This window comes from Pseudomonas sp. IT-P100 (assembly GCF_949767185.1).
Classification (GTDB): Bacteria; Pseudomonadota; Gammaproteobacteria; order Pseudomonadales; family Pseudomonadaceae; genus Aquipseudomonas; species Aquipseudomonas fluorescens_B.
On record NZ_CATKQK010000001.1, the window covers coordinates 61,176 to 76,778 of the forward strand.

Here is a 15,603-nt window from a genome sequence, read left to right on the forward strand (position 1 = left end):
TCGCAGCCCGTCCCACGGCTGCCACTCGAGTACCTGGGAGGGTTGAACATGTCTACGCAGATCCCCGTCAGTCATATGGCCTTTGTCCGCGCCCGCGCCGGGCGTTCGGCGGAGCTCGGTGCGCGCCTCAGCGCCTTGATCGAACCATCGCGCACCGCGCCCGGATGCCTGAGCTTTACCCTGCAGCATTCGCAATGCGATCCGGAGTTGTGGCTGGTGTCCGGTTTCTGGACCCATCAGCAAGCCATGACCGCTTATTTCAGCACGCCGGCGATGGAGATTTTCGCCGAGCTGGTGCAGGAACTGGTGGTCAACAGTCTCGATTTTCATACCTTCAAAGAGGTCTCGGCTGTCCAGGCGCTGGGTCAGACCCAGTCCTGGGTACACAAAATGGCGGGTTGAGGGTTTAATGGCTCGACTTTCCATCAGCCAGGATCCGCGACATGGCACGCAAAGCCTTTGACACCTTCGAAGCCGTATCCGCTGTAGTGCCCCGCGAAGGCGGTTACTACGCGGCGATTGCCACCAAAGCCATCGGTGGCTCGGCTGCACCGCGCTTCAACAAATTGCTGGAAGAGCAAACCTTCAAGACCGCCAGAGAAGCGGACGAGGCTGCCGCCCTGCAACTGACGCACCTCAAGGGCGTCGGCGAACACGGCGAGCTGATCTGGTAACTACTTGACCGCCCCCGGGCGGAACATCTTGAACAAGGCCTCAGGCCCCAGCTGGAAATAATCCGCGGGTCCGCCACCGCGCAGAATCGGTTCTGCCGCGGCGGTGTCGTACACGCCGTCCTTCAGCAGCCATTTGGCAATGTGCACGGCCACCACTTCGCCGAGAATCAGCCAGCTCGGCACTACGTTGCCGTCGGCCCGCTGCAACTGAATGATCTGCGTGACCTTGCACTCGAAGGACACCGGGCTTTCGGCAACCCGTGGCACCTGAATGACTTTCGACGCCACAGGCGTCAGCCCGGACAACTCGAACTCGTTGACCTCCGGCCCGACCATCGCGCAGCTCTGGTTCATCTGTTCGGCCAGTGGCCGGGTCGCCAGGTTCCAGGCGAACTCGCCGGTCTGCTCGATATTGTTCAGGCTGTCTTTGCGCCCGACGCTGGAGAACCCGATGATCGGCGGAATGTAATTGAAGGCGTTGAAGAAGCTGTACGGCGCCAGGTTCAGGCGGCCGTCGGCATCCTGGGAAGAAATCCAGCCAATGGGGCGCGGGCCGACGATGGCGTTGAACGGGTCATGGGGCAAGCCGTGGCCGTTGGCGGGTTCGTAGTAGTGGATGTCGTCGGGCATGGCATATATTCCGGGAGGATCGGGAGGCAGTCATGGTGCAAGGACGAACGGATAATTTCCAGCGATGAGATTCAAATATGGGAGCGAGCCTGCTCGCGATAGCGGTGTGTCAGTCAGCCAATGTGTTGCTGATACGCCGCTATCGCGAGCAGGCTCGCTCCCACAGGGTTTTGTGTCGGGCAAAGAAAAGGGGCAGACCCGTTAAGGTCTGCCCCTGTTTTTGTGGCGCTAACGAACTCAGTCCGTCTCGATTCGCGAATGCTTGCGGGTGTCTTTCATGGTGATGTACACCAGCAACGACACGGCGATGCACGCGGTGACATACCAGTAGTAACCGGTTTCCATGCCGATGCTCTTGAACCACAGCGCGATGTATTCAGCGGTGCCGCCGAAGATCGACACGGTCAGCGCATACGGCAAGCCAACGCCCAGTGCGCGGATTTCGGTCGGGAACAGCTCGGCTTTCACCACCGCGTTGATCGAGGTGTAGCCGCTGACGATGATCAGCGCCGCCATGATCAGGAAGAACGCGCCCCACCAGCTCTGGATGGTGTGCAGGGTGGTCAGGATCGGCACGGTGAACAGCGTGCCGAGGATGCCGAAGGCAATCAGGATCGGCCGACGACCGACTTTATCCGACAGCCCGCCGATGATCGGTTGCAGGCACATGAACAGGAACAGCGTGGCAGCGGAAATGGTGGTGGAGTCGGAGATGCTCATGCCGACGGTGTTCACCAGGTATTTCTGCATGTACGTGGTGTAGGTGTAGAACGCCAGGGTGCCGCCCATGGTCAGGCCGACCACGGTCATCAGTTCCTTTGGATGGCGCATCAGCGTGCGCATGGCGCTTTCTTTTTTCTCTTTCTTGACCTTGGTGAACGACTCGGTCTCTTCCATGCCACGACGCAGGTACAGCGCGACCACGGCACACAGTGCGCCGATAGCGAACGGGATGCGCCAGCCCCAGGCATACAGCTCTTCGGTGGTCAGGAAGTTTTGCAGCACGATCAGCACGCCCAGCGCGATGAGCTGGCCGGAGATCAGGGTCACGTACTGGAAGCTGGAGAAGAAACCGCGACGGTCCTTGGTCGCCATCTCGCTGAGGTAGGTGGCCGAAGTGCCGTACTCGCCGCCGACCGACAGGCCTTGCAGCAGACGCGCGAAAATCAGCAGGATCGGCGCGCCGATGCCGATGGTTTCATACCCCGGGCTCAGGGCGATCAGAAGTGAGCCGAAGCACATCAAGTACACCGAAGCCATCAGCGCTTTCTTGCGCCCGGCCTTGTCGGCATAGAGACCCATCAGCCAGCCACCGATCGGGCGCATCAGGAAGCCCACGGCGAAGATCGCAGCGGTGTTGAGCAGTTGCGCGGTGGTGTCGCCTTTGGGGAAGAAGGCTTTGGCGAAGTACAGCGAGAAGGCGGCGTAGACGTACCAGTCGTACCACTCGACCATGTTGCCGACCGAGCCGCTGAAAATCGATTTGATGCGACTGGCGGTGGTTCTTTCTTTGGCCGGCACGGCAGCCGACCCAAGGGGCAGGGCGTTGGAGTTATCCATTGAAGGATCCTTCGTTTAATTGTTTTTGTGGAGCGCGTTGAAACGCAGCCTGCGTGGGCTATAGCAGGAGCTGTGCCAACGGAATGAGGGCCGGTTTAGAGGGGTGTTGAGGTTTGAGTGAGCGGAAATCCGCTTATTGGGAATTGGGGGTGAGCGGATAATCGCTTATGGCCCTGGGATGCCGGCCTCATGGCGAGCAGGCTCGCTCCCACAAGGGGCCGGTGTACACAGTTCAAATGTGGGAGCGATCCTGCTCGCGATGAGGCCGGATCAGGCAACAAAAAATCAGCTGTCTTGCAGGAACATCTCCCGCGTGAGCCCATGCCGCTGCATCTTTTCATTAAAGGTCCGACGGGGCAGTTGCAGCTCTTCAAGCACTGCCTTTACATCGCCCTTGTGTCGGGTCAGCGCCGCGCGCAGGCAATGTGCTTCGAACGCTTCCGCTTGCGCCGCCAGCGATTGCCCGGGATCCATCCCGACCGGTTCCGGCTCAACCAGCCCCAACACCTGCCGCTCGGCCACGTTCGCCAGTTCACGCACATTGCCCGGCCAGTCATGGCTCAGCAGATGGCTCAATTGCGGGCCGCTCAACGGCGGGAACGTGCGGCCCAATCGTTCGGCAGCGCTGTGCGCAAACGACTCGAACAACAGCGGAATGTCTTCGCGACGCTCACGCAGCGGCGGCAAGCGCAATTCGGCGACGTTCAGCCGATAGGCCAGATCCTCGCGAAACCGCCCGGCCCGCGCCTCATCCAGCAGGTCGGGTTTGGTCGCAGCGATGATCCGCAAGTCCACGCGGATGCTCTGATTGGAACCCAACCGTTCCAGCTTCTGCTCCTGCAACACCCGCAACAGTTTCACCTGCTGGGCCAGCGGCATGCTTTCGATTTCATCGAGAAACAGCGTGCCGCCATCGGCGTATTCGAGCTTGCCGATGCGTTTGCCCTGAGCACCGGTGAAAGCGCCGCTCTCGTGACCGAACAGCTCGGCCTCGAACAACTGCTCGGGAATCGCCGCGCAATTGAGCGCGACAAACGGTTTGCCGGCGCGCGGCCCGAAGTCGTGCAGGCACCGGGCAACCAGCTCCTTGCCGCTGCCGGTTTCACCACGGATCAACACGTTGACCGGCAACGCCGCCAGGTCCAGCACTTGCCGACGCAGCGTCTGCAAGCCACGGGACACACCCAGCAGCGTCGCGTCGAGTTTGGCGCGGTTGTCGGCCTGCTCATGCAAGGCGCGGTTTTCCAGCACCAGCCGGCGCTTGTCCAGCGCCCGGCGCAGGCTGCCCAGCAGGGTTTCCGGGCTGAAGGGTTTTTCGAGGAAATCGTAAGCGCCATCGCGCATGGCATCGACGGCCATTGGCACATCGCCGTGGCCAGTCAGCAGAATCACCGGCAAGTCGGCGTCACGGCGCTGCACTTCGGCCAGCAGTTCCAGCCCGGTCATGCCGGGCATGCGCACGTCGCTGAGGATCACGCCGGGGAAATGCTTCGGCAACTGCGCCAGGCACTCTTCGGCGCGGCTGAACAGTTGCACCTCGAAACCCGACAGGCTCAGCCATTGTTCGACGGCGCTGCGGATACTGCTTTCGTCGTCGACCACCATCACTGAATTCAGCATGCGCCAGGCGCCTCCGGGTCGATGGGCAGGGTGAGTGTGAACACCGCGCCGTTGTCGTGATTATCGGCGCTCAAGCGTCCGCCCGATTCGTGAACAATGGCAAAGGATACGGCCAGACCGATGCCCAGGCCATCGCCCACCGGTTTGGTGGTGAAAAACGGGTCGAACACCTTCGCAAGATTTTCCTCGGCGATGCCACTGCCGTTGTCGATGACATTCAGGCGCCACAGTTGTTCGTCGGCTTCGAGGCGGATTTCCAGGCGTTTGCAGGGTTTGTCCTGCATCGCATCCAGCGCATTGCGCAGCAAGTTGATCAGCACCTGTTCCAGACGAATCGCATCGCCGCGCACCCAGGCCGGGCGCGTCAGGTGCAGCACGGTGCTGACCTGTTCATCGCGCAGGCGCGTGTCGAGCAGCTCGAGCGACTGATCCACCACCGCTGCCAGGTCCAGGCGTTCGCGCAAGCCGCTGGGGCTTTTGCGGGCGAAGGTTTTCAGGTGGCCAGTGAGGGCGGCCATGCGCGTCAGCATGTCATCCACCGGTTTCAGTGCCTTGTAGGCGTCGTCGATGCGGCCGTGATCGAGCAGCAGACGCAAGGTCGCGAGTTGCATGCGCTGGGCGGTCAGTGGCTGGTTGATTTCATGGGCCAGGGCGGCAGACATCTGGCCGAGGGCCGCGAGTTTGGCCGATTGCACCAGGCCGTCCTGAGCCGTGCGCAGGTCGCGGGTGCGTTCTTCCACCAGTTGTTCGAGCTCTTCGCGACTGCGCTGGCGAATTTTCGCCAGGCGCCAGCGCTGGTTGAGGAAGAGCAGGAGAAACACCAGTGTCAGCCACAGGCCGGCAGCGGCGAGTGCGGCGTTGCGACTGTCTTCGAACGCCACCTGGGGGCGGCGCAGCAGGTGCAGGGTCCAGCCTTCGGTGGTCAGCGGCAGGGATTCCCACAGGTAATCCGTTTTGCCGTCCGGGCCATCGACCTGCGCCAGCTCACTGTTGTCGTCGAAGCGGCGCAGCGATTGATAGTCCAGCAGTGTCAGCGGTTGCTTGTCGTATTGGCGGGTGGCCTTGAGCTCGGCGTGATCGCTCTCGCTCAGCGGTTTCAATTGGCGATAGCGCCAGCCCGGCCGATTGGCGATGAAGATGATTCCGCGTGCATCGCTGACCAGCAGCGTGTCGCTGCCCTGACGCCATTCGCGTTCCAGTTCCGGAAACTCGAGTTTCACCACCATCGCGCCGAGAAACTTCCCGTCGTCACCCGTGACGGCGCTGGACAGGAAGTACCCCGGAATCCCGCTGGTCACCCCTACTGCATAAAAGCGCCCGGTGCCCTGGGTTCGGGTCTGGCTGAAATAGGGACGAAAACCGTAGTTGTGGCCGACATAACTGCTGGGCAAACGCCAGTTGCTCGCCGCCACGGCAAGGCCGGTGTGATCAAGCAGTTCCAGGGTGGAGGATTGCGCGGCACCGTTGATCTTTTCCAGTTTGCGGTTCAGCACATCCTGTTGTTCGGGCGTTACCGGCCCTTTGAGCGCCGAACGCAGTTCCGGGTCCAGCGCCAGCACGGCGGGCAGGGCGCGGTAGCGTTCGATCAGGGTATGCAGGGAGGTGGCGTACAAACCCAATTGCAGATTGGCGCGGGCCGCGTCTTCCACCAAGGCCTGACGCTCGGCGTGACGCATGGCCAGGGTCGCGGCGAGGGCTGCACCGGCGAGGATAAGACAGGTGTACAGCGTCAGGCGCAGGGTTCGGGAAATCGGAATCATGGAGCGCGAGTCAGACTGACGATAGGAGGCGCAAGATAGCATGTGGGCTGTCTTGCGCCAGCGATCATCTCATGACATCGGCCGCCTTCTTGACTTATCAGAAGTTGATTCTCTGGCGCATGCGTTCCATTTCTTGTGGCAGTTGCCCCAACGACACTACAGCACGTCTGTTCGATCTCAGATCATCAATACTCAAATGTGCTTCATGCATTCTGTTGGCCAGCCCGGTTTGACTGGACGGGCTGCTGGTGGGTTCGGCATCAAGGTGTTGAAGCATTCTTGGTGTATTGAGTATCAGGTTTTCAAGCAAGGAGACGCCACCTACATCTTTGGCATCGATCTCATAGAAATAATAACCATTTGGCGATTGTGCTGCGTAAAAAAGCGCCCCTTCGAGCGTCTCCGCGACAATCAACGCCTCGTTACAGATCATTTTACTGACGGCAGTGAACTCAGTTGAAGCTTCGAACCCCTCGTTTAGCACCTCTTCAGGCTTACGCCGATCTGCCCGGTACACTTTGCCGCCAAAGCTGGTTCTTTCCAGCAAGTTTGCATCGTTCCAATGGTGATCGGGTTGATCGGGGTCCGCATTCAGAATGTCGAGGACGGCCTTTTGATCAGCCGTCGGTGGGGGCGGCGGGACCTGGCTTTTAGCAGAGTCCTGATAATCCATGGACTCATCATTCAGTTCGGGTGCAGGAGAAGGCAGCGCTTCATATTCAACTCTATATTTGAATAATTCTTCTACATACTCATCGTCAGCCGGCCCCCACGTACGCCCATCAGAATCTGTCCTGCAGACGGGGTTATTGCCGCAGAACCAATACAAGTTGAGGCCGTCCACCGAGCCAGCGGGATCCGGATTCACCCATCGCCCCAACCACGGCGCGTAATACCGAAACCCATAATAATAAAGCCCGCAAGCATTCCGTTCCTTGCCCGAATACCGAATGGTCTTGTAATCGGCATCAACACGCGAACGAGCCGCCCACCAGGCTGTACCGCCAAATGGGTAATAGCCTTCATGACTGATCACACCTGCGTGCTCGTCCAGTTCCAGACTGCAAGACCCCACATGATCGTCGACGCTGTAGCGCAGTTGATCAGCGTCGATATCATCGGGTTTGCCCTTGACCCAATGCAGGCACCGCACGCTGCCACGAGCCAGTGGAACGCAGATGACCTGAAGTTCTTCGTCGTCTTCGGTTGTGCGCACTTCCAGCCCCGGAAGGTAATGAACGACACGTCGATGAGCTACGGCACGGGCCTGCTGGGTACTGAATTTAACCACCCGTTCACCGCTAGCGCTGTAGCGATACCCTTCACCGTCATCGGCGGCGGTCGGGCGGCGAACGGTGGTCACGCTTTGTAGCTGATTCAGCGCATCCCAGTTCATCGCCTGAGCACCGGGAACCAGCCGTTGCAGATTGCCATTCGCGTCGAAGTCACGCAGGAAGTCCGGTTCGTCGTCACCCTCGTTCCAGGGCAAGGCGCGGTTGCTGTGCGGATCGACGCGCAGCTGTTGCCTGAACGGATTTCTATCGCTGACATGGCGCAACCCGGTGCGGTTACCGCCCGCGTCGTACTCGTAATACTCGGTGTAGTTGAGTAGCCTGCCAGGATCGATGGGACTGGGAATGATGAGTTCCGGCAAACCGGGGGGCTGACCGGCATTGGCGGTCTCATGACCCGTGGCGCAGGTCAGCTGGTAAAGGCTGTCGTAGGAAAAAGTGTTTGCTGCCTCTACACGCTGGTTGGCGAAGAACGTGATGGGTTGGGTGTGGTCCAGTAGTCGCAGAATGTTGCCGACCGGGTCGTACTCAAAGCGCAGATCCTGCAAACGAACGCCTGCGGAGGTGATGGCGGTCAAGCGTTCCAGCCGACCGCCTGCTGCCTCGTAGGTCGCACTGCTGGTGACGTCGTTGCCGGTCAGCTGAGTCAGCAGTTGGCCTTCGGCGTTGTAGCTCGCCGCTTTCAACAGCGGTTGCCGGCCTTGAGATTCGAGGGTCAGGTCAATGCGCTGCAATTGCCCGGCGCGATCAAGGCTGAAGTGCTTACGGTGACTTCCGGCATCGGTTTGCTCAAGCACTTGTCCCAGCGACCCGAAGCGGGCGGTGGTGGTGTACCCCACGCCGGGTTGCAGCAGGGTGTCGCGTTCCGCTTCGACAACGGGCCAGTGGGGATGGACTTCGCATTGGTCCGGTAAAAACCGTCGACGTTGCCGGACGACTCCGCCGCTGAGTGCCTGCTGGTCGAGCCACACTGCACCGGCTCGATCATCGTGGCGGATCAGTTGCCCGCACTGGTTGCGCTTGGCAAATTCGCCCGCGTTGTCGGCATAGGTCAGGCGTTCAACGGTGCGTACGGTCAAGCCCTGCATGTGCTCATGGACTGCTGTCAGCCGTCGCTGTACGTCGTAATCATGCTGCCAATGACTGCCTCGACCATCCCAATGCTCGCGCATTTGCCCGGTCCCGTCCGGTAAACCCAGGCGCCATCCGGCGTCGAGATTTTCAGTGCACAACGCAGTGCCGGACAAGCTGTAAACGGTGGCCGTGTTCGGGCGGGACCCAGGCGCGAGGAAGCGCGGATCCCGTTGCGCAACCAAACGGCCGGCCGCGTCGTACTGCTGAGCCGTCACCCGCGATTCAGGCTTGAGTTCGCTGGCGTCCCGCCGCCAGTACGCCACCTCACGTACTGACAGGTTACGGTTGTCGATGACTCCAACGTGTGGAGTTTGTTCATCAATGGCTGGCATCAATGCAGCGTTCTGTTGAGGCGCCGTGTTGCTGCGGGTGGTTCATCAAACAGATCGTTTTCATCGAAGGCGATGACGTACCAGCAGCGGTAGCGCTGTTCCCGGCGCAACGGTTTGAGTTCCGAATTTTCGCCTTGCGGCATTTTTTTTGCCAGGATGGTGTGGGTCGGTCGGCCGGCGGCGTCGTAGAACTGCTGGTCGTGATAGGCGAACACGCGTAGCGAGTCATCGTTGATACGTCGGAACTGATCCGCGAAGTAAGGCCGGTAGATGCGCACTTTCTCGCCCTTGTTGTTGTATTCGACCGGTTCGCTGACCCGCCAGCGCCGTGTGGCTTCGGCTTCTTCCGGCTGGCCATCTTCCTTGAGTTTCAGCGTGCCGTCTTCCAGCACCACCCAGGCCTTGCCAGGCTCGACTTCCTGTTTGGTTTGCAGCACCCGGCCAAAGCCATCCTGATGGAGGATGGCGATGCGAATCTGTAACTCCGGATCACCCGGGTAACGGTCCGCTTGCAAGGTGGCGACGTGAACAGGTTCTCGGTGGGCGGCGTCGACGTATTGCTGAAGAAGCTGTTCTTGCGCACTCGGGTTTTCGAGCGCCAGCACGTGCTGGCGGGCGCGATCGCAGAGATGCCCGCTGGGCAACACAAAGCCTTGTTCCCGTGCCCAGGCCAACCATTGCGCACCCGGTGACTCGGTCTTGGGGATTTGCCCCATCCAGCTCAATGCATCGCTGAACATGGCCATGGCGAAGTTGCCGATGGCAACCTTGGGCGATTCGATGGCGTGAGCCGGGCTGCGATCTGTAGGGCGCACGTAGTCCTGTAGCGGATCGAAGCCCACTGGCAGGCCCAGTTCGGTGCCATGAAAACTGGTGACCAACACTTCGCCAAAGGCGTTGTAACACGCTTCCTGAGTGTTTTGGTTGGGGTCTTTGATGGCTGCGGGCAAGAACGTGCAGTAATCGACATCGAGGATCTGGGTGACACAACCGTCCGGTAACTCGATTGCCGTGTGCAGGCACCAGTAGGGGTCATACGTGACTTTCGTGACGCCGTGACTTTGCGTCTGCTGGAAGGATTCGACATTGTAGAAACCCTCCGGACCAAGGTAGCGCGGGAAACCACGGTGCACGGACCACAGGTAGTTTTTCGCATCGGTCGGATCATCAGGCTCGGCCTGTTCCACCTCGGGCAGGAACCACTTCATGATGTGATAGCCCACTTCGGGGGATTCAAGCTTCTCCTTGAGATTGAAAGGCATCTGCCCCTGATCATCCTTGAGTTTGTCGTAAGCGCTCAAGGCGTGGGCATCCAGTTCGGCGATTTCCACGTAGCCAGGCAGCGCGTGAATTGTCGCGTCGCCTTTTTCCATGGTCTGGTGGGTGGCAGGGTCAATGTATAACTGCATCGACATGCCGGCGAGCACCGACTGCTTCGCCCACTCCCCCTCGTCCTCGCTCCACGCCAGGAAATTCTCGTGATGGATATCCTTGATACTTAACTGCGCCTTTTCCAGTACCAGCGCATTCCCGCGCTCGCGATACGGCAACCCCAGTCGAAAAGGCGTTCCCGGTTTCCAGGTCGCTTCATCGTACAGATGGATGAGTTCGGCCTTGGACTCGGTCAGATACCAGCGCTGTTGCGCCTCATCGTGGGCGTCCTTCCAGTATCGGTTGTCATGCTCGTCGTCGAAGGGCGGTGTTTCGTCGGTTTTGCGCCGTGCGTAGTAGACGATGAAGGCGTGCAGCGGACTGCCGAACTCATCCCATTTCAGATTGAGGGTGTGCTCGCAGCGTGGATCGTCGGGCATTTCAGGTTCGTACTGATAGCTGATCGATTCCAGCGCCATGGGTTGCAGCACGGCATAGGGGTAGTGCTCGTTTTTCGCCCGCAGCAGGCGTACCAGGAAGCGAGCCTCCGACACCGCATAGGGCACCACTGGATTATCCAAAGCGAACACTTCAGAGCGCAATGTCGAGCCACTGAGCGATCGTGCGATCTGGCGGGTCGTTTCCTCGTCAGGCTCAAGCGGTTCTCCAACCCTGTCTCGTAGATGGAAGCGTTCCAGTTTGGTCGGTTGCAGCGCAACAGCCTGCGCATCGTCGCTGTAATACCCGACCCTTGGCTGATTAATGGATTTGCCAACGTGAAACCAGGTTTTACTCAGGATCGGAGCGGTGAACCCCAAGGTTGCACGTACCGCTTCGGTGGCTTCGGTGTCGGTCTGCAATAACAGGCCAAAACCGCGAAACTCCCGTTCGAAGGGGTCGTAGTAACCCTGGCGGTAACTCATGAGCTGGGTCAGTTTATTGCCGGTGATTTCATCGACCTGAGTCTGGCGCTTGACCAGATGCATGGCGAATGGCAGTTCGGACTCGACGACGGCGTCCTTGTCGATCAGGTGATGTTCGTATTCCTCATCGAGGAACTCCTGCGCCGAACTGCGATAGTCGATAAAGCTGAGGGCGCCCATGTTGTTGTTGCTGCGGTTGACCAGGTAGGGCTTGGCGTTGACGAAATCGTAGCGCCAGTGCCGGGGAGACATGTGCGGTACGGTCAGGATCAGGCTGGTGCAACCCATTCCCAGCAGGTCCGCCGTGGTGACCTGACACAACCGATCGTAGCGCACGCCTTCGGGCCAGGGCACTTCGACAGGTTCGGTGACGAAGCCCTTGCCGCAGTGGTTCATGAAGATCAGAAATCCGTCGGATTGCAGGTAGATCAGGTCCGTTGCGCCTGAACCGTCGAGGTCCGCCAGGAGCACTTGCGAGGCATTGAATGTCTCGTAAGGGAACGTTGGTGAGCTGAGCACGATTCTTGTCCCGAAGCGCCCATGGCCGAGGTTGGGCCAGCACTCCAGGCTGTTGTGACGGATACGGAACAGGTGCTGTTTGCCGCTGCCCAGTACATCACTGAAGCCCACCACTTCGGTTTCTGAATTGCTCGGCAGTGGCAGGGCATCGTCTTTGTCGTGTTCAACATTCCGGCCGGCACTGAACCCCTGGTCATCGCCCAGATTTGTGTACAAACGCACACTGTTGCTGCCGATCAGGGCCACGTGAGTGCGACCGTCGCCGACCAGATCGGTCATTTGCGCCTGAGGATGGAAATATTCCAGCGGAAAGGCTTTATAGGGGACAAATCCTGACCACTGGCGGTCAGGATTCAGGGTGAAACAGCCGTTCATGGTCGGGGCGTGTACGCCCCATTCGAGCTTGCCGTCACCGTTCAGGTCAGTGAGCGTCTGACGCAGCGATTTACTGCTGTCGGCCAGCGGAATGTATGGCAGTTCTTTCAAGTCGCCGTAGCGAACGTCATCGCTGGGGTAGTTATCGCGCAACGGTTCGCGGTAATACCAGGCCTTGTCATAGCGGCATAAAATGCCGGGCATACCTTTGCTGTACAAATCCACCAACTGGTAACGCTGACCTTCATTGAGGCCTGGCATCTGCGGGAACGCTTTCCAGCCGGGTTGATCAGCTTTTTCCAGATCGAAGGGCGCGTAGTTGAATTCGAACGGTGGCCGGCTCTCGATATCGTCTTGCTTGCCGTAAGCCTGAAGATGAGCGGCAGTCAGATGGTTGTAGTCCAGCGCGCCTTGGTGGTGCTCCAGAAGAAGCCGTTGAACCAGTTTCGGTGAGTTACCCAGTTCGTCGCGGAAATGGTGAAACATCATGACTTGTCTGCACAGACGTCGAGTGCCCAGTTCAAATCCGTAATCGTGATTCCAGAACGGGTCGCTGCGTTCCAGCCATTCGCCGTACTGATCGCCGCCCGATGTGTAAGGTGGACCGTATACCGGTATTTGCGTCAGGTCGTGACTGCGTTCGCCGTAATCGAACAGCAGATGAAAATGGAAGTCGACGTCTTTCCATTCACCGACTTTCAGCGAGTACAGTTCAGGCTCCGCCACTGCATTGCCATAGAGCACCCGGTGCAGATACCGCTGGGCACGATAGTCGCGAAAATCCGGCGCGACCGGTTTTTCCGTTTCGGCCTTGTATTCATAGACGATGTGCTCACCGCGGGGAGTAACGGTTTCGTCCAGCAGCCAGACCCCGACGCGTTCAGGTTCCAGCGCTTTGCTCTCGTCCCTTGGTTCCGCCCGGCGCGACGCCAGTGTCTTGCCATAGACATGGCGATTGCCATCGGCGCTATGAATCAGCCAGAAACCTGCCGCATCGTCGTCACTGATCAGCCGTTCGATTTTGGCAAAACCACCCTCGATGCGTGGCTGATAGCGAATGGCTCGATAGCTGGTTGTCCCGAGGGTGACGAGTCTGTCAACGATCTCGCCGTCGGCATCCAGCTCCGGCATCCAGGTTTCGCCGTCGGCGCCGACCAGCAGATCCTTGCGCTTGTCGTACAGCGGAACGCCCTTGCTCGTGCGCACCGTTATTGCATTCACGGTCAAATGCCAGCCGATACCGAAAATACTGTTGCCCACGTGACTGCTGTAGCCAAGCGAAAGGGCCGGCACCATTTCCCGGTTGGGCGCCTGGGAAACGGGCAGCGGTATGGCCAACGAGGCCGAACCTGTCGTGCCCACTGCCCCCCAGCCGCCAAAGCTGGCAATGGCGCCACCGATTTTCGGTTGGGCGGGAGCTGAAATATTGATAGTGCCTTTTTGTTCTTCCGTGGCCATTTCCGTTTCCACCTGACAAGGACGCACAAGTGCATTCAACTTATCAGGGGGCGCGGTGGTTGTGACCTGTCATATCTGACAGGTCTGCCTTGTTGGCCGGAAAAATCCCTGGCGTACTCCAGGCGAAAAAAAACCGGCTGTCGTCACCAACAGGCCGGTTCTTTTCAGGGGGGGGGCAGCGTAACTTACTGCACTTCCACCGCCAGACTCTCACTGATCTTCTTCTGCCAGATAGCAGGCCCAGTGATATGCACCGACTCACCCTTGCTATCCACCGCAACCGTCACCGGCATGTCTTTCACGTCGAACTCGTAGATCGCTTCCATGCCCAGTTCGGCGAAAGCCACCACGCGAGACTTCTTGATCGCTTGCGCCACCAGGTAAGCCGCGCCGCCCACTGCCATCAGGTAAACGGCCTTGTGGTCCTTGATCGCGTCGATCGCGGTAGGGCCGCGCTCGGATTTGCCGATCATGCCCAGCAGGCCGGTTTGCTCGAGGATCTGACGGGTGAACTTGTCCATCCGCGTTGCAGTGGTCGGACCGGCAGGGCCAACGACTTCTTCGCGCACCGGATCAACCGGGCCGACGTAGTAGATGAAGCGACCTTTGAGGTCCACTGGCAGGGTTTCACCCTTGTTCAGCATCTCGACCATGCGCTTGTGCGCGGCGTCGCGACCGGTGAGCATCTTGCCGTTGAGCAGGACGGTTTCGCCCGGCTTCCAGCTCTGCACGTCTTCCGGGGTCAGGGTGTCGAGGTTGACGCGACGGGCCGACGGGCCGGCTTCCCAGACGATTTCCGGGTAGGCGTCCAGCGGTGGCGCTTCCAGGGTCGCCGGGCCGGAGCCATCCAATACAAAGTGCGCGTGACGGGTGGCGGCGCAGTTCGGGATCATGCACACCGGCAACGAAGCGGCGTGGGTCGGGTAATCCATGATCTTCACGTCGAGCACGGTGGTCAGGCCACCCAGGCCCTGGGCGCCGATGCCCAGCTGGTTGACCTTCTCGAACAGCTCCAGGCGCATCTCTTCGATACGGTTGGACGGGCCGCGCTTTTTCAACTCGTGAATGTCGATGGATTCCATCAACACTTCCTTGGCCATCACCGCGGCTTTCTCGGCGGTACCGCCGATGCCGATGCCGAGCATGCCCGGTGGGCACCAGCCGGCGCCCATGGTCGGAACGGTCTTCAATACCCAGTCGACGATCGAGTCGGACGGGTTGAGCATGGCCATTTTCGACTTGTTCTCGGAGCCGCCGCCCTTGGCCGCCACGTCCACTTCCACGGTGTTACCCGGAACGATGGAGTAGTGGATAACAGCCGGGGTGTTGTCCTTGGTGTTTTTACGAGCGCCCGCCGGGTCGGCGAGGATCGAGGCACGCAAGACGTTTTCCGGCAGGTTGTAAGCCCGGCGCACGCCTTCGTTGATCATGTCGTCCAGGCCCATGGTGGCGCCATCCCAACGCACGTCCATACCCACGCGGACAAACACGGTGACGATGCCGGTGTCCTGGCAGATCGGGCGGTGGCCGGTGGCGCACATGCGCGAGTTGATCAGGATTTGCGCCATCGAGTCACGGGCCGCTGGCGATTCTTCGCGCAGGTAGGCTTCGTGCATCGCCTGGATGAAATCAACGGGGTGGTAATAGGATATGAACTGCAGGGCGTCGGCAACGCTCTGAATCAGGTCGTCTTGCTTGATCACGGTCATGAGTCGCGCTCCTCTAAAAGACGGGAACATTCAATAAGGTGCTTGCAGCTTGGGTGCATCGGTCGGTTGCAAGCACCTTTCAAGGCACGCCGGGCATGCTGGCGCGACGCTAAAAAGGCGCGGCAGTATAACGCGCCTCGCAGGCCGGCACACGCGCCGGCAGTCAATCTTGTGGCGAGGGGATTTATCCCCGTTCGGCTGCGAAGCAGTCGTCAATCCGACACACGCGAAATACCTGACGCACCG

9 protein-coding genes are annotated in these 15,603 nt (G+C 59.7%); 2 read left to right on the forward strand and 7 right to left on the reverse strand.

The annotated features are described in order from the left end of the window. Positions 1–48 precede the first annotated feature (48 nt). Positions 49–402: a putative quinol monooxygenase gene (locus ACM6IQ_RS00295; protein ID WP_414877848.1), complete on the forward strand. Its 354-nt coding sequence runs from the start codon at positions 49–51 to the stop codon at positions 400–402. 41 nt (positions 403–443) lie between these two features. Further along, positions 444–674, forward strand: coding sequence for a hypothetical protein (locus ACM6IQ_RS00300; RefSeq protein ID WP_414877849.1), 231 nt, complete (start codon positions 444–446; stop codon positions 672–674). Here the strand turns inward: ACM6IQ_RS00300 and ACM6IQ_RS00305 are convergent, their stop codons facing one another. From ACM6IQ_RS00305 to ACM6IQ_RS00335, 7 genes are all read right to left on the reverse strand, one after another. Further along, positions 675–1,304 (reverse strand): flavin reductase family protein, encoded by a 630-nt coding sequence (locus ACM6IQ_RS00305; protein ID WP_017340517.1) that lies wholly within the window; start codon positions 1,302–1,304, stop codon positions 675–677. Between the two features lie 237 nt (positions 1,305–1,541). Then, positions 1,542–2,864, reverse strand: coding sequence for an MFS transporter (locus ACM6IQ_RS00310; RefSeq protein ID WP_017340516.1), 1,323 nt, complete (start codon positions 2,862–2,864; stop codon positions 1,542–1,544). 285 nt (positions 2,865–3,149) lie between these two features. Next, positions 3,150–4,484 (reverse strand): sigma-54-dependent transcriptional regulator, encoded by a 1,335-nt coding sequence (locus tag ACM6IQ_RS00315; protein WP_414877850.1) that lies wholly within the window; start codon positions 4,482–4,484, stop codon positions 3,150–3,152. After that, positions 4,478–6,244, reverse strand: a complete 1,767-nt coding sequence (locus tag ACM6IQ_RS00320) for an ATP-binding protein (RefSeq protein WP_414877851.1) — start codon at positions 6,242–6,244, stop codon at positions 4,478–4,480. The genes ACM6IQ_RS00315 and ACM6IQ_RS00320 overlap by 7 nt, the downstream gene beginning before the upstream one ends. A gap of 97 nt (positions 6,245–6,341) precedes the next feature. Then, a complete protein-coding gene (locus tag ACM6IQ_RS00325; protein WP_414877852.1) occupies positions 6,342–9,002 on the reverse strand; it encodes an RHS repeat domain-containing protein in 2,661 nt (886 codons plus the stop codon). After that, the gene (locus ACM6IQ_RS00330) at positions 9,002–13,648 is read right to left on the reverse strand and encodes a SpvB/TcaC N-terminal domain-containing protein (protein WP_414877853.1); all 4,647 of its coding nucleotides are present in this window, start codon (positions 13,646–13,648) and stop codon (positions 9,002–9,004) included. The genes ACM6IQ_RS00325 and ACM6IQ_RS00330 overlap by 1 nt, the downstream gene beginning before the upstream one ends. A 185-nt stretch (positions 13,649–13,833) precedes the next feature. Further along, positions 13,834–15,357: a fumarate hydratase gene (locus ACM6IQ_RS00335; RefSeq protein ID WP_017340511.1), complete on the reverse strand. Its 1,524-nt coding sequence runs from the start codon at positions 15,355–15,357 to the stop codon at positions 13,834–13,836. Positions 15,358–15,603 lie beyond the last annotated feature (246 nt).

Bases quoted from the DNA above. Each gene is read 5' to 3' on its own strand.
- ACM6IQ_RS00295 (WP_414877848.1), top strand. From the start codon at position 49: ATGTCTACGCAGATCCCCGTCAGTCATATGGCCTTTGTCCGCGCCCGC.
- ACM6IQ_RS00300 (WP_414877849.1), top strand. From the start codon at position 444: ATGGCACGCAAAGCCTTTGACACCTTCGAAGCCGTATCCGCTGTAGTG.
- ACM6IQ_RS00305 (WP_017340517.1), bottom strand. From the start codon at position 1,304: ATGCCCGACGACATCCACTACTACGAACCCGCCAACGGCCACGGCTTG.
- ACM6IQ_RS00310 (WP_017340516.1), bottom strand. From the start codon at position 2,864: ATGGATAACTCCAACGCCCTGCCCCTTGGGTCGGCTGCCGTGCCGGCC.
- ACM6IQ_RS00315 (WP_414877850.1), bottom strand. From the start codon at position 4,484: ATGCTGAATTCAGTGATGGTGGTCGACGACGAAAGCAGTATCCGCAGC.
- ACM6IQ_RS00320 (WP_414877851.1), bottom strand. From the start codon at position 6,244: ATGATTCCGATTTCCCGAACCCTGCGCCTGACGCTGTACACCTGTCTT.
- ACM6IQ_RS00325 (WP_414877852.1), bottom strand. From the start codon at position 9,002: ATGCCAGCCATTGATGAACAAACTCCACACGTTGGAGTCATCGACAAC.
- ACM6IQ_RS00330 (WP_414877853.1), bottom strand. From the start codon at position 13,648: ATGGCCACGGAAGAACAAAAAGGCACTATCAATATTTCAGCTCCCGCC.
- ACM6IQ_RS00335 (WP_017340511.1), bottom strand. From the start codon at position 15,357: ATGACCGTGATCAAGCAAGACGACCTGATTCAGAGCGTTGCCGACGCC.